Consider the following 19396-nt stretch of genomic DNA (forward strand, 5'->3'; position numbering starts at 1 on the left):
TTCACGGGTCGGGCATTTCGCAGATGCCCAGATCCATCAGCCGTATCGCGTCTTCCGTCAGACTCTTGAACAGCACGTCTTCAGCCTGGTCCTTTTCAAGCTTGAGTGCCTGGTTCTGACTTAAATAATCGCCAGAGGGCAGCGTGTCCTTCTTGTCGAACAGTGCGCTCATTTGCGGATCGTACACGTCATCGATCAGCGCAAACTTGCGGACAAATGTGCGCCTCAAATAGTCTCGCCAGAACGTGCTCCCCTGCATGTATTCCAGCCATTGCGGGGAGAGTTCGGCGGTGAAGATGCGATTTTTTGCCACCTCAAGATCCGCGGCCGTCACGCCACTCTGGGCACTGAACAGCATATTTTCCGGTTGACCGCGCAGCCCCAGCGCATCGGTGAGACCGATGCGGTAAGCGAGGTTCATTTCCAGCGCATCGACCTTTGGAGCCCGGAGTGAGTGCTCCAGGGCGATTTCTTCCAGCCTGTCCAGCCGGAACAGACTGCGGCCCAGTTCCAACAGCGCCTTGGCAGTGCCCCTGCTCCCGCTTGCGGCGCTGCTCACCCGCTCGACTTCCACTGCGACTTCAAGGCGACTGAAAACCAGCGCCGCGTTATCGGTGCAGTGCAGCGGATCGGCCGCAATGTCGAGCAGTTGACGACTCAGTGGCTCGTCAGCTTCCGCCGCCTTCAGTACCGCCCAGACGCGTCGCTGCATGTCAGCGCCACCCTGTTTGCCGTCCGCGGTATCGCCCAGTTGCGCCAGCAACGTGAACAAGCCATCGGCCGTCTGATCGCTACGCAATGCCGCCCAAATGCGCGACTGCTCTGCCCACTCTTCGCCACTGACCTTGGTCAACCAGAGCGAGCGCGCCGTTTGCTCGTTCATCCGTGCGATGTCATCGGCGATGTAGCCCATACCGATGCCGAAATTATCGCGATAGTTTTCCAGATGCGTTTGGGCCGTTTCGGAAAAGGGATTGAGTCCCAACTTGAGTGCGCCTGTGAAACGGCGTGATTTCTCGAACAACCACTCAGGCAGTTCTGTGATTTTGTTGGCGCTCAGATCCATCAGTTCAATGTGCGCAGAATGATCAAGGCCTTCTGGCAGTTCGGTGATGCCGGTATCGTTCAGCGACAAGCGGCGCAGTTGCGTCATTTGACTGAAATCCGGGGTGGCGCCCAACGGATTCTTGTCCAGATTCAGGTAACGCAACGTGCTCAGGTTGTTCAGCTTCGCCAGGGTCTGTTCGGTCAGCTTGAGCTGATTGCCTGCCAGACTCAGCCGTTGCAGACGCGGCATGTGCGACAACACTTCAGGCAGCCGGGTGATCGTGTTGCTGCCCAGTTCCAGCGAGTCGAGCTGTTTGAAGGACTTGAGAAAGTACGCAACATCATCACCCAGCGCCATGTTCCGCATCGACAATTGCCCTACATGGTCGAAGCTCACCGACGGCGGTAACGTCGGCACCTTACCGATGCGCATGCCGTCAAGGTCAAGGGTACAGAGGTTCTTTCCCTCGTCGTTGGTGGCCCAATGAAAGCGTCGAAACGCTTCCTCGATCAGCTCGGCGGCCATTTTCCGACTGTGCCGCGCTTCGGCCAGATCGCCACCCATGGCTTGCAGCGCGGCGCTATCTTCACTCCAGACAAACAGCGCGTCCCGCAGGGTTTGCAGATTCTGACGCAGGGCTTTGATCCGGGTTGCACGGCTCAACGGATCACCGCCCAGTTCGTTGAGCAATTGATTGAGCTGCGGCTCGTTCAGACGCGGATAAAGCCTGCGGGCTTTGCGCAGCAGTTTGCGTGAATGGCCAGCCACGGGGACCTGATCGCCTTGCACACAGGCCGGCTCGACGGGAAGTGATTCCGTACTGCCTCCGCGCAATGCCCGCGCAGTGAACTCGCGTTCGTCGAGGGCAACGTTGAGCAGCTTTTTGCGTAACTGTTGCGTACTGACCTGTCCGGCATCGGCAAGACCGAGTGCGGTTCGCTGACGTGGCGGCAATGCCTTGAGGATGGCCATGTACAAAGCGTCGGGGCCGGATACCACCTTGCCCAAGGATTTTTTGTCGCCGCCAAACGCCTCATAGCCCTGCGTGGACTTCACCAGATAGCCGGTATTTTCCGAGGTCGCCGACGCATCGCCGATGTCTTCGAGTATCGGTCCGGCCAAGGCCTTGTCGCGTACTTGCAGACGCAGCTGCGCGTTCCAGCTGCTCAGGCGCGGCAGTAATTTCATGGCCAGCCGGTCGGTGTCGGCATTGGCCAGCCACGAGCAGTGCAACCCACTCAGCGCCCGGTCAAGCCGCACCTCGGCAATACCGGCCCGCGCCCGCTGTCCCAGGCGCAAGGGCGCGCTCCCGCTCGAGCGCAGGTGCAGGCGCTCGACAGTAGAGGCGCGGTCGATCAGCCTTTGACCATGGCGCGCCGAAATGTCGGCGAAGACCTGACGCAATTTGCCCAGGTCCTGCGCATCACTGTGGTCATAGCGCTTGTACATCCGCTCTAACGCCGCGCGGTAATCGGACTCGAGCGCAGCACCGAGTTTTCTCGCCAGCGCAGGTGCTTGCGTGCTTTTTGCGACTTTGCCGCCGAGCAAGGCCTCGACTTCATGCTCGTAAAGGCCATCGATGACGGTTTGCAGCAAGCGGCCGAGTGCCAACTGGCCTTGGGTCACCGGCACTCCCAGGTTTTCGTCAAGCGTACTGTTTGCAGGATAAGTCGTGTCGACGTCTCCTTCATGACCGATGACCTCAATGTATCGGTCAGTCGGCCAGCCCGGCAGTTGCGTCAAGGCATGCATCTGTTCTTCAAGAGGCTGCTCGGAGTGGATCTCGCCGTTTTCCAGTTCCGTGGTCAACTCACGCAGCTGGCGCCCGATGCGCACGCGCTCGACGGTATCGCGCAGGCGTACCGGCAGGCTCAGATTGTCGTTGAAGGTTTCCAGCAAGGTCTGCTGCGAGGTGTTGCTCAGCCGGCGAAGGATATCCAGATCGCTGTCAGCAAATTCGCTCAACTGCGGATCGATGCGCTTGAGCGTGTAGGCGCTGCTGCCCCATTCTTCAGGCTCTTCAGCGGGAAACCGCCAGCCGCCCTCGACGTGGCGGATCAGTTCCGGAGCATAGGCGTGTGCGCGTGCGGGGTGTTCCAGGCGCCAGTGCTGGGTGTCGATATCAAAGTTGCCAGCCAACAGGCGGTGCTCGAGGCGGCCGATGGTCTTGTTGCCAATCTGATAGAACTCCTTCGAGCCGGCATCGATGGTGAATCCGGCCGGCAGAGCATGCTCGTACGGGCTCAAATCAGGCTTCCACAGGCGCGGCTTGCCTGCCCGATCAAGAATCGCGGTGAACTGCGCGAAGAACTCCGGATGCGCGCGCAGCAGTTTTTTGCCCAGTGTTCCCAGCGCCTTCTGACCGCCAGCAAAAACGCCCATCAATGCGATGTTCTCTACCACACTGAGCAAATGTGACAGCGCTTGCTGATGATCACCGCGGCGCCAGTCCTCGACGCCGTCATACACCTCACCGAGCAATTGCCCGACCGCGACGCCCATCATCAATTGCCCCAGTACCGGCACGAACAGCCCTGCCAACGACGCCACGGTGACCCCGCGTTGAATGAAATCCAACAGACGCTTCTGTCGGATCTCTTCATCGATATCAGCGGTTGGCACCGCCAGTTTGCGCGCGTCGATCTGCAATTTTCCGACATGGCTTTGCACCATGAAATCGAAAAGCGGCACATCGATCGACCAATGCTCGACGACGCCCAGATCGGGTTTTACAGCCAACGCCTTGAAGAAGTCCGCCTTGTCATCTTCATCCAGAGTACCGGCGAAATACCCTTGATATTCCGTGCTCTTGAGTTGTTGCGCGAGGTAGCGCTTGAACGCATTGAAACTCGGGTATTCATACACGGCGCGCTCGGGCTCGCCGGGCATATACACCATGCATCCGTCCTCAGGGTGTTGTTCCACGCAGCGTTTGGAAAATACCACGACGCCCCAAACGCAGCTGTCGAGGATTCTGATGCCCTGCATGATCATCGGGTCTTTGCCGTAGCGCAGGTGCTGCGCCGAAGCGACGCCTTCGCCCAGCATCAGATCCTGCAGCATGCGCAAACCTGCTGCGGTGATATCGCCCCTGAGCTGCGCAAGATGAGCATCCAGCTCCAGCAGCGATTGCTTCAATGCGGCGATATCGCGGGTCATGGCACTGGTGGCCACGACTTTGCCGCAGTCTTCACGCAGACCGAACACTTGCTGCAGATGCTCCTGGTATTTCTTGCCCAGATCCAGCTCGCGGCAAAACGCTGCGAACGCTGCCGGCGTCAAATCCTTCACACCAGCGGGCACACTTTTGACGCGCACCAGGCTGCCGGCGGGGAAACCGTCAGCCAGCTCCTCGTCTTCGCTGAAATTTTGCATGGCTGCTTGCAACAGGCTTTGCGTCGCGTGATTGACCAAGCCGATATCGGCCTGCTCCGTCGCCGTCACATCGCAGCCGCAATCGACGCCGGGCAGACTGAGCAGATCCTCGCTCACGTCATAGACCGCTGGCCATTTCTCGCTCAGCGCCGCGTTGAGTTCGCTGATACAGAAGCTGTGCAATGGTTTGAGCCGGGTCAGATCCTTGTCGACTTTGACGTGCAGGGTGTGCAGTTCACGATTGATTTCGTCCAGCTTGTTCAGCGTGGCCGCAGAAGCCGTGAGCAGATGCGCCGGCAAGCTTTTTTCCAGGCTTTCAGCGGTATCGAGATCACCGGTAGCGTCGTACAGGGTGCTCAGGACCGAGTCCTGAGTCTGCGGATTGGTCTTGTCTTGGCTGGGCATGGCAATAGTCCTTTATTGCGAGTTTGAACTCTCGACCCTAGCGCTGCCGGACAACCGATAACAGTTCAAAATGCTGGACAGTATCCGCGCAGATCAAACGTTTTTTTGTATGGGAAAAACAGCCCTGCACCACCCCACCCGGAACGTCCGTGCACGTGTGGGCTTATGCAAAAAAAGCGTAACGGCACAAGGGCAAATCCCGACACTCGATCACCGCCGATAGCGTTACGGCAGGAGCCAGCTTTGCCGCCTTATAACTTATCGATCTAAAACTCCACATACCGAGACAGGTCAGTTTCTGAGTACCCGCACTTTTCGCGTGGTACGGCTTGACCTTCCCCAACGGAAAAACCGGTAAGGACTTTATGTGCGGATTAGCTGGCGAGTTACGTTTTGATCAACAACCTGCAGACCTTGCAGCGATCGAGAGAATCACCCATCACCTGGCCCCCCGCGGCCCTGACGCGTGGGGCTTCCATGCCCAAGGGCCGATTGCCCTGGGTCATCGACGCCTGAAAATCATGGACCTGTCGGACGGCTCGGCGCAGCCAATGATCGACAGCCAACTGGGCCTGTCCCTGGCGTTCAACGGTGCGATCTACAACTTCCCGGAACTGCGCGCAGAGCTTGAAGCACTGGGTTATGCCTTCTATTCGGGTGGCGATACCGAAGTGCTGCTCAAGGGTTATCACGCCTGGGGCGAGGCACTGCTGCCGAAACTCAACGGCATGTTCGCCTTCGCCATTTGGGAGCGCGATGCCAAGCGCCTGTTCATCGCCCGTGACCGTCTCGGCGTGAAGCCGCTGTACCTGTCGCGCACTGGCCAACGCCTGCGCTTTGCCTCGGCACTGCCGGCGCTGCTCAAGGGCGGCGACATCAACCCGATCCTCGATCCGGTGGCGCTCAATCACTATCTGAATTTCCATGCGGTGGTGCCTGCGCCGCGCACCTTGCTGGCCGGTATCGAAAAGCTGCCGCCGGCCACCTGGATGCGCGTTGAGGCCGATGGCCGCACCGAGCAGAAAACCTGGTGGACCCTGCCCTACGGCCCGAATGAAGACGAGAAAAACCTCAATCTGGAAGACTGGGTCGATCGCGTCCTCGACAGCACCCGCGAAGCGGTGGCGATTCGTCAGCGTGCGGCAGTGGATGTCGGTGTGTTGCTTTCGGGCGGTGTCGATTCGAGCATGCTCGTCGGCCTGTTGCGCGAAGTCGGCGTAGAGAATCTGTCGACCTTTTCCATCGGGTTTCAGGATGCCGGCGGCGAGCGCGGCGACGAGTTCCAGTATTCCGACCTGATCGCCAAGCATTACGGCACTCGCCACCATCAGTTGCGCATCGACGAGAAAGAAATCATCGAGCAACTGCCCGCCGCCTTCCGGGCGATGAGCGAACCGATGGTCAGCCATGACTGCATCGCGTTCTATCTGTTGTCCCGCGAAGTGGCCAAGCACTGCAAAGTGGTGCAGAGCGGCCAAGGCGCGGACGAACTGTTTGCCGGTTACCACTGGTATCCGCAAGTCGACGGCGCGGCAGATCCATACGCGGCCTACCGCGATGCGTTCTTCGATCGCAGCTACGACGACTACGCGGCCACTGTGCAGCCGAAATGGCTGGTCGACCACGATGCGGCGGGCGACTTCGTCAAACAGCACTTTGCCCAGCCCGGCGCCGAGGCTGCCGTGGACAAGGCGCTGCGTCTGGACAGCACGGTGATGCTGGTCGATGACCCGGTCAAACGCGTCGACAACATGACCATGGCCTGGGGCCTGGAAGCGCGCACGCCGTTTCTCGACTATCGACTGGTCGAACTGTCGGCTCGCGTTCCGGGCAAATTCAAGCTGCCCGACGGCGGCAAACAAGTGCTGAAAGAAGCTGCGCGTCGGGTCATTCCAAGCGAAGTGATCGACCGCAAGAAAGGCTACTTCCCGGTGCCGGGTCTCAAGCACTTGCAGGGCGACACGCTCAATTGGGTGCGCGAGCTGCTGCTGGATCCGAGCCAGGATCGCGGCCTGTTCAACCCGAGCATGCTCGACAAGCTTCTGACTGATCCGCAAGGCCAACTGACCCCATTGCGCGGCTCGAAACTGTGGCAACTGGCGGCCCTGAACCTGTGGCTCAGTGAACAAGGAATCTGATTGATGAAACCCCATGCCACGTCCATCAACCAACGCCTGTTGCGTGGTCAGGCCCCCTCGTATGAACGTTTGCAGGCGCGCCTGGCCGAAGACGGCAGCGAGCCTGCCAGCGCCCCGATTGCCGTGCATTGCGGCTGGGGCCGGCTGCTGATCGGTCACACCTTTCCCGACCCGGCGTCACTGGCGCAGGAGCTGCTGAACGAACAGCCCGGCGAGCGCGACATCGCCCTGTATGTTGCCGCACCGCAGCAGATTCTCGGCCTCGAGCCGACGCAGCTGTTTCTCGATCCATCCGACACCCTGCGTCTGTGGTTCAGCGATTACCGGCAGGCCACGCGGGTGTTTCGCGGCTTCCGCATTCGTCGTGCGCAGAGCGAAACCGACTGGCAGGGCATCAACCGTTTGTACCAGGCGCGCGGCATGTTGCCGATCGATCCGGAGCTGCTCACCCCCCATCATCAGGGCGGCCCGGTGTACTGGCTGGCGGAAGACGAGGACAGCGGCGCGGTGATCGGCAGTGTGATGGGTCTCAATCATGAAAAAGCCTTCAACGACCCGGAACACGGCAGCAGCCTGTGGTGCCTGGCGGTCGACCCGCATTGCTCGCGCCCCGGCGTCGGCGAAGTGCTGGTGCGACATTTGGTCGAGCACTTCATGAGTCGCGGCCTGGCTTATCTGGATCTGTCGGTGCTGCACGACAATCGTCAGGCGAAAAACCTTTACGCCAAACTGGGTTTCCGCAACCTGCCGACCTTCGCCATCAAGCGCAAGAACGGCATCAACCAGCCGCTGTTTCTCGGCCCGGGCCCGGAGGCGAATTTCAATCCTTACGCGCGGATCATCGTCGAAGAGGCGCATCGACGCGGCATCGACGTGCAAGTGGATGACGCCGACGCCGGGCTGTTCACCCTCAGCCATGGCGGCCGTCGCGTGCGTTGCCGCGAGTCGCTGAGCGATCTGACCAGTGCGATCAGCATGACCCTGTGCCAGGACAAAAGCCTGACCCACAAGGTGCTCAAGGCCGCAGGCCTGAAACTGCCGGCGCAGCAACTGGCGGGCAATGCCGACGATAATCTGGCCTTCCTCGATGAACACCAACGGGTGGTGGTCAAACCTCTCGATGGCGAACAGGGCCACGGCGTCGCGGTGGATCTGCGCACCATCGAAGAAGTGCAGAAGGCCATCGAAACGGCGAAGCAGTTCGACAGCCGCGTGCTGCTGGAAAGTTTCCACGAAGGCCTTGATCTGCGCATCGTGGTGATCGGCTTTGAAGTGGTGGCGGCGGCGATTCGCCGTCCGGCGGAAGTGATTGGCGATGGTCAGCATTCGATCGGTGCGCTGATCGAAGCGCAAAGCCGCCGCCGGCAAGCCGCCACCAGTGGCGAAAGCAAGATTCCGCTGGACCACGAAACCCAACGCACGCTGCACGCGGCCGGTTACGACTACAGCAGCATCCTGCCGGCCGGCGAGCATCTGTTCGTGCGGCGCACGGCCAACCTGCACACCGGCGGGACGCTGGAAGACGTGACCGACATTCTTCATCCAACGCTGGTCGACGCGGCAGTGCGCGCGGCGCGGGCGCTGGATATTCCAATGGTCGGGCTCGATCTGATGGTGCCGGCAGCGGATCAGCCCGAGTACGTGTTCATCGAAGCCAACGAACGCGCCGGCCTCGCCAACCATGAACCGCAGCCGACGGCGGAGCGCTTTGTCGATCTGTTGTTTCCGCATAGTCAGCCGGCTGTTTCGTGACCCATCGTTGTTCCGGCTGACGCCTTCGCGAGCAGGCTCGCTCCCACAGGGGAATGCATTCCAAATGTGGGAGCGAGCCTGCTCGCGAAGAGGCCCTGAACGTCACCACCAATTTTCCTCATCGAAACCATCGATGTGCTCAACCCATCAGGAGTTTCCATGACCCCACAAATCCCTGAACCGGATCTGGCTTACCTGCAAAAAGTCCTGCTGGAAATGCTCGCCATTCCCAGCCCTACCGGGTTCACCGACACCATCGTGCGCTATGTCGCCGAGCGTCTCGAAGAGCTGGGCATTCCGTTCGAAATGACCCGGCGCGGCACGATTCGCGCGACGTTGAAGGGCAAAAAGAGCAGCCCTGACCGCGCGGTGTCTGCGCACCTGGACACCATCGGCGCCGCTGTGCGTGCGGTGAAAGACAACGGTCGCCTGACCCTCGCCCCGGTCGGTTGCTGGTCGAGCCGCTTTGCCGAGGGCAGCCGGGTCAGCCTGTTTACCGACACCGGGGTGATCCGCGGCAGCGTTCTGCCGCTGATGGCGTCCGGGCATGCGTTCAACACCCAGGTCGATGAAATGCCGATCAGTTGGGATCACGTTGAACTGCGTCTGGACGCTTACTGCGCGACCAAGGCTGATTGCGAATCGCTGGGCATTCACGTCGGCGACGTGGTGGCGTTCGACCCGCTGCCGGAGTTCACCGAGAGCGGCCATATCAGCGCCCGCCACCTAGACGACAAGGCCGGTGTTGCCGCATTGCTCGCTGCTCTGAAGGCGATTGTCGACAGCGGCCAGGAACTGAACATCGATTGCCATCCACTGTTCACCATCACCGAGGAAACCGGCAGCGGTGCAGCGGCGGCATTGCCGTGGGACGTCAGCGAGTTTGTCGGCATCGACATTGCACCGGTCGCCCCCGGCCAGCATTCCAGCGAACACGCCGTGAGCGTGGCGATGCAGGATTCGGGCGGGCCGTATGACTATCACCTGTCGCGGCATCTGTTGCGTCTGGCCGATGAAAACGAATTGCCGGTGCGCCGTGACATGTTCCGTTATTACTTCAGCGATGCGCACTCGGCGGTCACCGCCGGCCACGACATCCGCACTGCCCTGCTCGCTTTCGGCTGCGATGCCACCCACGGCTACGAGCGTACGCACATCGACAGTCTGGCGGCGCTCAGCCGTTTGCTCGGCGCGTACATTCTGAGCCCGCCGGTCTTTGCCAGCGACGCGGCGCCGGCCAATGCTTCACTGGATCGCTTCAGCCATCAGATTGAGCATGACACGCAGATGGAAAGCGAAACCCGCGTGCCGCCGGTGGACAGTCTGGTGGGGCAGCGTTCTGACAGTTGAGCCTTCGGTGAACAGATAACCGCTTTCGCGAGCAGGCTCGCTCCCACAGGGATCGCATTTCAAAGGTGGGAGCGAGCCTGCTCGCGAATGGGCCGGCACGGCCAATACAAAAACTGGCAGGCAAAACCCAATCCCCGTAGCATCCCGACATTGATTTGACCGAGGTGCCCATGCTCATTCCCCACGACGCGCTTGAAGTCGACACCCTCACCCGCCTGATCGAGGATTTCGTCACCCGCGACGGTACCGACAACGGCGATGACACCCCGCTGGAAACCCGCGTCCTGCGCGTGCGTCAGGCACTGACCAAAGGCCAGGCTTTGATCGTGTTCGACCCGGAAAGCGAACAGTGCCAGCTGATGCTCAAGCACGACGTACCCAAGCATCTGTTCGACTGAAACCGTCAGCCAGCCTTCGCCGCGGCCTCCTTGCGCTTGATCCGGTCATAGACCTCGGCGCGGTGTACATGGACCTTTTTCGGCGCCTCGACGCCGAAGCGCACGCTGGAGCCGTTGACCGACAGAACACGCAGGGTGATGTCGTCTCCGATTGAAATCAACTCACCGACCACACGGCTGAGTACAAGCATGGGATTCATCCTTCAGGACTGGCAAACCCTGAAGATGCGCGGCTTACAGCGTCTTCACAATCCACGACGAGCAAATCAGTCTTGCCCTACAGCTGCCCACGCCCGCAGCTGTCAGACGCTTCGCACAAAAGCCTCAGGCGGCGGAAAAGCGCGGCCCGAACAGAATGATGCTGGCACCGACCACGCACAGCGCCATGCCGATCCAGTCCGAGCCCAGCGGACGCACGCGCTCGACCACCGCCAGCCAGCCAATTGACGCAACGATGTAGATTCCGCCATACGCGGCATAGGCGCGCCCGGCGTAGGCCGCTTCAACACGGGTCAGCAACAGCGCGAACAGGGTCAGGCTGAGCAACGCGGGAATCACCCATAACGCACTCTTGCCCTGGCGCAGCCACATGTAGAAGGCAAAACAGCCGGCGATTTCAAACAGCGCCGCAAGGAAGAACCACAAGTAATTGAGCATGGAGGCGTCTCGACAGGGTGACCGTGGCGGCCACCCTAACGACGCGGCAGGAATCGAACAAGATCAAGCGTTGTTTTGTTTGGCCTTGGCGCGCATTTTCTCGGCCATGGAAGTCATTTCGTTGTAGAGCAGTTGCGGATTCTTTTGCTTGATCGCCCAGGCCATGCGCCCTTGTTCGTGAGGCAGAATCAAGAATTCGCCGGCGGCGACTTGCTGATAGATGTAGCCAGCGATGTCGGCGGCACTGATCGGCGAACTTTCCAGCAACTTGCCGACCTGGGCTTTCATGGCCGGGGTCGGGCCACGGAAAGAATCGAGCAAGTTGGTCTGGAAGAATGAGGGGCAAACCACATGCACCGCCACTTGCTGCTGCGCCAGTTCGATCAGCAGACTTTCCGACAACGCCACCACGCCGGCCTTGGCCACGTTGTAGTTGCTCATTGCCGGGCCTTGCATCAACGCGGCCATGGAGGCGATGTTGATGATCTTGCCCTTGCTCTGTTCCAGCAGCGGCAAGAACGCCTTGCAGCCTTTGACCACACCCATCAGGTTGATCGCGATCTGCCAGTCCCAGTCTTCCAGCGACAACTCGCTGAAGAATCCGCCCGAGGCGACCCCGGCATTGTTGACGATGATGTCGATGCCGCCGAGCTTCTCCTCACAGGCCTGGGCAAATGCGGTGAGCTGGCTGTAATCGCGCACGTCACAGCGCTGGATGAAACCGTCACCGCCCGCCTCGCGCACCAGTTTCAGGGTTTCCTGCAGGCCGGGCTCACTGACATCGGACAAGGCCAGCCGCCAGCCTTCACGGGCCCAGCGCAGCGCGATTTCGCGACCCAGGCCTGAGCCTGCACCAGTGATCATCATGCGATTTTGCATAGCGGACAGCCTTGTTGTTCCGGGAAAGATGCGCCGAGTGTAGCGAAGGAACTTCGTTCGCCCACGCTCCATCCAGTTGCTGAATGGAGGATCAAAAGATTGCAGTTGTCATCGTTTTGGGGATGGTCCGCAGTAGGAGCTGCCGAAGGCTGCGATCTTTTGCTTTTCTGCTTTAAAGGAAATAACCGAGCAATCCAAATACATTAAAAAAACATTGAATTATTTTTCACCGGCGCAAGTCGGAACATGTAAGCCGGCTGGAATTTAGTTGCTCTCCAGCTGCCCACTGAGCATCAAGACTCTTCCAGACTCTGAACAAGGAAATCACCCATGGGCACAATTCTAATCATCATCCTGATCCTGTTGCTGATCGGTGGTCTGCCGGTCTTCCCGCACTCCAGAAGTTGGGGTTATGGCCCGTCGGGCATTATCGGCGTGGTGTTGGTCGTGCTGCTGGTGCTGTTGTTACTCGGCAAGATATGACGATTTGAAGCTGTAAAAAAAGAGGCCCTTTTTCAAGGGCCTCTTTTTTATTGCGTGGACTTTAAGGATTAATCAGTCCGGCTTGCCGTGAATGACACCGGCGGTGTTATCGAGCAAGCTCTTGGTCGCGGTTTGCAGGAACGCTTCAAGTTTGAGTTTGAGTTCGGCAGTGCGCGGCGCATCCGGCACAACTTCGGCGTGCGGGTTGGCGCCGAGCTGATATTTCCAGATTTTCGGGCCCATGTCCTTGTCACGCGGCAGCACCAGAATCTCATCGGCGGTGACGATGGCGGTGGTCTGCTCGCTGCCCGATGGCTTGATCACACCGAAACCGGTGTCGCCCTGCGGGAGGTTGAGCAGGTCGCGGCCCCAGCACTGGTGACGCACTTCGCCACCGAGGCGGCCCATGATGGTCGGCACGATGTCGATCTGCGTGCCCACGGTGTGGTCGCGGGTACCGAACTTTTGCTGGATGCCCGGGGCAATCATCAGCATCGGCACGTTGAAGCGACCCAGGTCCATTTCGGTGATCTGGCGCTCGTTGCCGAAGCCGTGGTCGCCGACGATGACAAACAGGGTTTCGTTGAAGTACTTCTCTTTGCGCGCCTTCTCGAAGAACTGGCCGAGCGCCCAATCGGAATAGCGCATGGCGGTCAGGTGTTCGTTGAGGCTGCCACGGTCAGTGACGCGCTCGACCGGCAATGGCGTCGGCAAGGCGTACGGTGTGTGGTTGGACAGGGTTTGCAGCAGTGCGTAGAACGGCTTGCCGTTTTCCCGCGCCTTCAGTTCCTGCAGGCCACGATCGAACATGTCCTGGTCGGACACGCCCCAGGTCGGGTCGGAGAACACCGGGTTGACGAAGTCATTGCGGCCAACGAAGTTGGTCATGCCCTGGTTGCTGAAGAAGCCCGACTGGTTGTCCCAGGCGAAGTCGCCGTTGTAGACGTAGACGTCGTCATAGTCGCGGGCGCTGAGCAGCTGCGGCAAGCCGGACAGTTTGTGACTGCCTTCCGGGGTCTGCATCAGGTATTCGAAACCTGGCAGGTTGGGGAAGCAGGCCATGGTCGCGAACATGCCCTGGTGGGTGTGGGTGCCGTTGGAGAAGAAACGGTCGAACAGCAGACCTTCCTTCGACAGCTTGTCCAGGTACGGGGTGATATTGCCCGGCGCGCCCAAAGCACCGACCGAGTGACCGGCCATGCTTTCCATCAGGATCACCACGACGTTCTTGATCGGCAGGGTCTTGTCGGCCGGCGGCACGTAGTCGCGGCGAACAGCGGCGATGTCGGCATCGACCAGTTTGTCGTCCGGCATCAGCAGCATGTCGCGCACCACTTGCTGCGCCTGTTCCTGGGGCAGCGTGGCTTTCCAGATGTTGTCGCGGTCTTCGCCCATGCGCGCCTTGGCTGCGGCGACCAGCGACAGCGTGCCATTGAGGCCGAGCTGGTTGGCGAAGTTGGAATCGGTGGTGTAGACGTCACCCCAGCGCATCGGCGGGCCTTGACGCAGGGTGCCGCGAGCGGCGACCACGCAGATCAGCAGGCAGACCACGAACACCGCCAGACGGGTGTACCACGGCGCAACCTGACGGGAGCTGACGCTGCCGCCGCTGAACGGTCCGCGCGGGCGGGTGGCACGGTCGGCGCCTTTGAACGCCAGGGTCAGAATGACCGTGCCGATTACCCATGCCAGCACGTAGCGCACCACCGGGAAACCGTACCAGAGCATGCTCATTACGGTTTTCGGGTCTTCCTTCACGTACTGGAACACCAGACCGTTGAGGCGCTGGTGAAACTCGCGGTAGAAGTCCATCTCCATCAGGCCGAGGAACAGCGCGATGCTCGATGCGACGGTCAGCCACAGACGGAAGAAACCGCGCGCGGCCATGGCCCGGGCACTGAACAGCGCCAGCACCAGCGGAATGCACAGGTAGACCACCAGGCGCAGGTCGAAACGCAGACCGTTGACGAACGCTTCAAGGAAGGTCGCGGCCGGGGTGTCGAGGATCATCTCGCGGTTGTAGACCAGCAGCGCAAGGCGCAGCGCGGAAAACATGACCATCATGACCAGTGCGCACAGCAGCGTGTAGGCCAGATGCGATTTGACGGTCGGTTGCAGCAGGCGAGCAGAAGATCGCTGCTGATTCAGGGCGTCCGGGTTTGCCATGTCGTTTTAGGACCCATTGGAAGTTGAAGTTGCAAAAATACAGCGGCGCCAGGCCCTCTATTGGTCAGTCCAGACCCCGGGGCGTGCGCGGTGCGCAAATGTTGCACGATCGTTCACACCATTGCCATTGATTACTGCCCTGCTCTTCGAGACTTTCATTCGAAGGGCAGGCAGCACGATGGCAGGCAACAAGTGCGGGCGAATTGTCTTGGAGACTTTGTGAAAATTTCGTGCAACGCATATCTGGAAATACAATTTAGAGACAAAACAAAACGCCCCGAACCGGTCGGGGCGTTTTGCTTACAGCGAATTACTTATTTTTCGGCGCGTTCTTTCAGCGCTTTGAGGGTATTGAATGGCGCATCGACCACGAACTTGTTGGCGACCATGGCCGGCACGCTACCGCCCGGCTCGGTGTGCACCTGATAAGTCACTTCAACCTGATCGCCTTTAGGCACGAACTTCCAGAAGCCTTTGACTTGCTGGACCCGCACGAAGCCTTTTTCTTCCGGCAGATAGGTCGGTACGCCTTCAAGATTACGGGTCAGGCTGCCATCGGCGCCCTCAACGGTGGTGATCTTCAGCACCGAATCACGCGGGGTCACCGGCCATGGCGTGTTGAATTGCGAATAGGTCCAGCTCAGATCGCCTTCGTGCTTGAGCAGTTTCTGGCTCTTGCACTCGTGAATCCACGCGCAGGCGCCAGAGACGTCTTCCTGCAAGGCGCGCAGTTTGGCAACGGTGGTTTTCATCAGCGCGACGCCTTGGTAGGACTTGTAGTCCGAACCGGGTATTTCGCTCAGGGAAACCTTGATGCCGTCTTCGTTCTTCGCCACTTTCCAGTCTTCCGCGTGGGCGACCGAAGTGGCAAGTACGGCAGTCAGACCACACAACACAGCGATACGGTGCAGCGAACCCATAGTGTTATTCCTTATTGTTGAAGTTCCGTTGGTGAACACATCACGCCGCCGTCATCTGCTCCCACCAGCCGATCAATCTGATCGCGTCTTCCGAACTGCTGCCGCATACCTCGACATCCGCAGCGAAGCCCGAGCACACAGCTGGGCGTTCCGGACGGCCGAAAATGCTGCACAGGTTATCGACCGACAGTTGCACGCAACGTTCGCCGGCGGGCTTGCCATCGGGCATGCCGGGAATCGGCGAACTGATGGAGGGGGCAATGCAGCAAGCGCCACAGCCTTCACGGCATTTCATGACGAACAGATCCTCGCGACGGGCGATGTGTAAAGAGACGGGAAACAGAGTAACCGCTAAAACGACTGTTTCAAATTGCTACAAGCGGCTTTTCAACGATAAGTAAAAGTGACCGGGCAGTCTCCGACGAAGCGTCTGCTATACGCATCGAAGACGGTCGGATCTATTGCTTGAATTCAAAATCCAGCGCCGCGCCTTCCACATCGCGTCGCGCTTCGTTGCGCAATTGCAACTCCATTTCGTTGCTGAGCAAGCGGCCGTTGAGCTGGAAGCCGTTATCTTTCTCGCCAAACATCTGCGGCAGGATCGCCTCGCGTTTGGGCAGCTCCACGGTGCCCTGTGGCTTCAGATCTTCAACCATATCCTTAGGCAGGCTGAGATCGAGTTTTGCCGGCGGCAATTTGGTCTTTGCCACTTCACGGGCGGATTTCGATTTCGAGGCCACCGGGCGGCGCTTCTTCACCGTGGCTTTTTTTTTCGCCTGGGCTTTTTTTGCCGGAGCCGCAGTTTTGGTGGCTTTGTTCGTGGTACTGGTCGCTGCCGGTTTTTCCTGGGCTGCGGCCGCCATAGCACCCGGTGCCTGACCGACCATCAGCAAACCCAGCAATACCCACGCGGCAGGAACAATCGCTTTCATGGACCCAACGAACTAACGGCAGAGGGCCACATGCTCGCCTGTTGTGCGTCACATGACAAGCACCACCACCCTCCTCGTTCAGAATCCGCCAGCCATTTCCTGACACAGCTGGGTGGCCAACAGACCCAGCGTCATCAGCGCCCGCTCCGCTTCGCGGTTCCACGGAATGCCGCAGTTGAGGCGGATACAGTGGTTGAACTGCTCGGTATTACTGAAGATCAGCCCCGGCGCGATGCTGATGCCTTGTTGCAGTGCGCGGACATGCAATTCCTGAGTGTTGACCCGCCCCGGCAAGCTCACCCAGAGGATGAAACCGCCCGTAGGCCGGGACATTTGCGTGCCCTCGGGGAAATGCTGCTGCACCGCCAGCTGAAACGCACTGAGGTTTTTCCGGTATTCCTGGCGGATGTAGCGTAAATGCCGGTCATAACCGCCGTTTTCCAGATAGGCGGCAATCGCCATCTGTGTGACGCTGCACGCCGAATGGGTGCTGAAGGTTTGCAGGCGCTGGATTTCCTGTTGGTATTTGCCGGCGATCATCCAGCCGATGCGCACACCCGGTGACAAGGTTTTGGAGAAGCTCGAGCAGTAGATCACCCGATCCAGGCGGTCGTAGGCTTTCAGCGCTTTGGTGCGGCCCTGTTCAAACATCAGTTCGCCGTAGATATCGTCTTCGACAATCTGAATGTCGAAATCCGAGGCCAGACGCAACAACTGTTTCTGCCGCTCTTCCGGCATGGTGCCGCCAAGGGGATTGCTCAGGCGCGTAGTCAGCACCAACGCCTTGATCGACCATTGGTTGGCGGCCAGTTGCAAGGCTTCCAGGCTCATGCCGGTGGCGGGATCGCTGGGGATTTCGATGACTTTCAGGCCGAGCAGATCGGCCAGTTGCAGCAGGCCGTAATAGGTCGGCGATTCGGCAGCGATCAGATCGCCCGGCCGGGTCAGCACGCGCAACGACATCTGCAAGGCGTCGACACAGCCGTGGGTGATCACCACTTCCGATGGATCGACCACCACGCCAGCGTCACGCATGCGGATCGCCACTTGCCGGCGCAGCGGTTCGAAGCCGGGGCTGAACATGTAGCTGAACGCCCGAGGGCTGTGGAAGCGGGTGACCTTGGCCAATTGCTGATGCAGCGCGCGCACCGGCAGATAATCGACACTCGGCACCGCAGCGCCCAGCGGAAACACGCCTTCGCGGCGGGATTCGACCAATACCTGCTGAATGATGCTGCTGCGCGTCACCAGCCCCGGCCGTTCGACCCGGGCAATGTCCGGCGTCGGCGCGGTCAGCGCCGGGGTCTGGTGTACGTAGTAACCCGACTGTGGCCGGGCGCGGATCAGGCCCTGATCCTCAAGGTTGGCGTAAGCCTGCAACACCGTCGCATGGCTGACGTTGAGCTGCGAACTCATCTTGCGCACCGAAGGCACGCGCTCCCCCGGTTGATAGACACCACGGCGGATGTCTTCGGCCAGTTGCTGAGCAATACGTTGGTAGAGCAAGAGATTGGTCATGACGCAGCACTCGATTTCACGGGCGTTTTATTCTTGTCTGAAACAATACCGGAACAGTTTAGAAGTGTACTGGGACAGTTGCCAGATTACTCGACCGTACAGTGCGGTGTCTGCCCCATCTGTACGGTTTTGCGCGGCAATCGACAGACACAAAAAAGCCCGGCACTGCATGACAGCCCGGGCTTTCCAGAGACGCAGCCCTTAGCGGGCGGCGCCGAGCTGGCCTTTTTCGTCAGAAAACACGATTTCTACGCGGCGGTTCTGCGCCCGTCCACGCTCGGAGGCGTTGGCGTCGACCGGAAACTGGTCGCCGTAACCTTCGACCTGAATGCGTTTTTCGTCGATACCCAGATCGACCAGCACGTCAGCCACCGATTGCGCACGATCGCGGGACAGTTTGAGGTTTTCCTGTCGGCCACCGGTGCTGTCGGTGTAACCCTCAATGCGCACCACGCGCTTGGGGTTCAGTTGCAGGAACTGGACGATCTTCAGCACGACGCGGTTGGCCGAGTTTTTCAGTTCCGCCTGGCCGGTGTCGAACAACACGTCGCCGAGGGTCATCACCAGGCCGCGATCGGTCTGCGTGGTGGCCAGCGCGACGATTTGTTCCTCCAGCCACTTGCCTTGTTGCTGCACGCTGAGCAGTTTCGATTCGCGCAGGGCCAGTTGCAGACGCTGGCGCTCAAGCTCGAGCTTGGCGGCGCGCTCCTCGTTAAGCGCCTGATTGGTATGCTCGCGAGCGATTTCGCTGTAGCGCTGACTCAGGTAGGCGTAATGCACCACGTCGGCACCGCTGCCCCAATAGGTCGACAGCCGATCGGCGCGGGCCAGGGATTCGCCAGCACGGATCACGTCCTTCGGCGCGATGCGCAGCACGTTGGAATCTTCCTTGACCTTCTGGAAATCAGCGCCGGCCTGTTGCAGCGCCGCCTCGCTGTGCTGGCCGGCGCAGCCGTAGAGGCTAGCGCAACCGGCGAGGAGCAGAATGCCGAGAGCATTGGACTTGAGGCTCATTGTGCTTCCCCCAGTTGCAGCTGCTTGCGCAGGCGGACAATGCGGGTATTGAGCACATTCAGCTGTTCTTCACTTTTTTTCGTCAGCACCTTGGCCTCGGCCAGACGTGCATCCAGTTCAGCCTGCTCGGCACGCATGCGCGCGTTGCGATAGGACTCGTCGGCCATGCTGCCTTTGGCGCGGTTGTATTTTGTTTCGGCCAGCTGCATTTCCGGCACTTCATCAGCGGTAGCGCCGACTGCCTTGGCCTGCACGATGGCTTGTTCGGTCAAACGCATTTGTTCACTGGGTGCCGGATCGGATGCGCACCCGGCCAGGGCCAGAACGGCCACTGCCGCGAAAAGAGGTCGAATACTCACTA

Annotated in this window: 16 protein-coding genes; 5 read left to right on the forward strand and 11 right to left on the reverse strand. The window is 59.9% G+C overall.

All coding sequences use genetic code 11. The features are described from left to right. Nucleotide 1: 1 nt before the first annotated feature. Nucleotides 2-4828, reverse strand: a complete 4827-nt coding sequence (locus tag OC605_RS02525) for an NEL-type E3 ubiquitin ligase domain-containing protein (RefSeq protein ID WP_262136225.1) — start codon at nucleotides 4826-4828, stop codon at nucleotides 2-4. Between the two features lie 365 nt (nucleotides 4829-5193). Between OC605_RS02525 and OC605_RS02530 the strand changes: the two genes are divergently transcribed. The 4 genes from OC605_RS02530 to OC605_RS02545 all read left to right on the forward strand — a co-directional run bounded on the left by OC605_RS02530 (nucleotide 5194) and on the right by OC605_RS02545 (nucleotide 10466). Then, the gene (locus OC605_RS02530; protein ID WP_223631184.1) at nucleotides 5194-6966 is read left to right on the forward strand and encodes an N-acetylglutaminylglutamine amidotransferase; all 1773 of its coding nucleotides are present in this window, start codon (nucleotides 5194-5196) and stop codon (nucleotides 6964-6966) included. A 3-nt stretch (nucleotides 6967-6969) separates the two neighbouring features. Beyond that, nucleotides 6970-8718 carry an N-acetylglutaminylglutamine synthetase gene (gene ngg / locus OC605_RS02535; protein WP_262136226.1) on the forward strand — a complete coding sequence of 583 codons (1749 nt, stop codon included), beginning with the start codon at nucleotides 6970-6972 and terminating at the stop codon, nucleotides 8716-8718. Between the two features lie 159 nt (nucleotides 8719-8877). Continuing rightward, entirely contained in the window at nucleotides 8878-10068 is a 1191-nt protein-coding gene (locus OC605_RS02540; RefSeq protein WP_262136227.1) for an osmoprotectant NAGGN system M42 family peptidase, read from the forward strand. Between the two features lie 170 nt (nucleotides 10069-10238). Next, nucleotides 10239-10466 carry a YheU family protein gene (locus OC605_RS02545; protein ID WP_003172962.1) on the forward strand — a complete coding sequence of 76 codons (228 nt, stop codon included), beginning with the start codon at nucleotides 10239-10241 and terminating at the stop codon, nucleotides 10464-10466. Between the two features lie 5 nt (nucleotides 10467-10471). Here the strand turns inward: OC605_RS02545 and csrA are convergent, their stop codons facing one another. From csrA to OC605_RS02560, 3 genes are all read right to left on the reverse strand, one after another. Then, nucleotides 10472-10657: a carbon storage regulator CsrA gene (gene csrA, locus OC605_RS02550; protein ID WP_024013891.1), complete on the reverse strand. Its 186-nt coding sequence runs from the start codon at nucleotides 10655-10657 to the stop codon at nucleotides 10472-10474. Between the two features lie 133 nt (nucleotides 10658-10790). Continuing rightward, entirely contained in the window at nucleotides 10791-11123 is a 333-nt protein-coding gene (locus OC605_RS02555) for a YnfA family protein (protein WP_016770946.1), read from the reverse strand. A 63-nt stretch (nucleotides 11124-11186) separates the two neighbouring features. Continuing rightward, a complete protein-coding gene (locus tag OC605_RS02560; protein ID WP_262136228.1) occupies nucleotides 11187-12002 on the reverse strand; it encodes an SDR family oxidoreductase in 816 nt (271 codons plus the stop codon). 330 nt (nucleotides 12003-12332) lie between these two features. On the opposite strand from OC605_RS02560, the gene OC605_RS02565 reads away from it, so the two are divergent. Further along, nucleotides 12333-12485, forward strand: coding sequence for a DUF3309 family protein (locus OC605_RS02565; protein ID WP_003183939.1), 153 nt, complete (start codon nucleotides 12333-12335; stop codon nucleotides 12483-12485). Nucleotides 12486-12557: 72 nt separating this feature from the next. On the opposite strand, the gene OC605_RS02570 is transcribed toward OC605_RS02565, so the two are convergent. The 7 genes from OC605_RS02570 to OC605_RS02600 form a co-directional block, all read right to left on the reverse strand. Further along, complete coding sequence (locus OC605_RS02570) at nucleotides 12558-14651, reverse strand: LTA synthase family protein (protein WP_262136229.1); 2094 nt, start codon at nucleotides 14649-14651, stop codon at nucleotides 12558-12560. Nucleotides 14652-14965: 314 nt separating this feature from the next. Continuing rightward, nucleotides 14966-15571 (reverse strand): START domain-containing protein, encoded by a 606-nt coding sequence (locus OC605_RS02575; RefSeq protein ID WP_056788309.1) that lies wholly within the window; start codon nucleotides 15569-15571, stop codon nucleotides 14966-14968. Nucleotides 15572-15611: 40 nt separating this feature from the next. Further along, nucleotides 15612-15866, reverse strand: a complete 255-nt coding sequence (locus tag OC605_RS02580) for a YkgJ family cysteine cluster protein (RefSeq protein ID WP_262136230.1) — start codon at nucleotides 15864-15866, stop codon at nucleotides 15612-15614. Nucleotides 15867-16029: 163 nt separating this feature from the next. Further along, nucleotides 16030-16503, reverse strand: a complete 474-nt coding sequence (locus OC605_RS02585; protein WP_262136231.1) for a translation initiation factor 2 — start codon at nucleotides 16501-16503, stop codon at nucleotides 16030-16032. 78 nt (nucleotides 16504-16581) lie between these two features. Continuing rightward, nucleotides 16582-18021 carry a PLP-dependent aminotransferase family protein gene (locus tag OC605_RS02590; RefSeq protein ID WP_041478242.1) on the reverse strand — a complete coding sequence of 480 codons (1440 nt, stop codon included), beginning with the start codon at nucleotides 18019-18021 and terminating at the stop codon, nucleotides 16582-16584. Between the two features lie 201 nt (nucleotides 18022-18222). Further along, nucleotides 18223-19035, reverse strand: a complete 813-nt coding sequence (locus OC605_RS02595; RefSeq protein ID WP_024013894.1) for an OmpA family protein — start codon at nucleotides 19033-19035, stop codon at nucleotides 18223-18225. Beyond that, complete coding sequence (locus OC605_RS02600) at nucleotides 19032-19394, reverse strand: DUF4398 domain-containing protein (RefSeq protein ID WP_038860459.1); 363 nt, start codon at nucleotides 19392-19394, stop codon at nucleotides 19032-19034. The genes OC605_RS02595 and OC605_RS02600 overlap by 4 nt, the downstream gene beginning before the upstream one ends. Nucleotides 19395-19396 lie beyond the last annotated feature (2 nt).

Source organism: Pseudomonas sp. Marseille-Q5117 (genome assembly GCF_946901175.1).
GTDB lineage: Bacteria > Pseudomonadota > Gammaproteobacteria > Pseudomonadales > Pseudomonadaceae > Aquipseudomonas > Aquipseudomonas iranensis.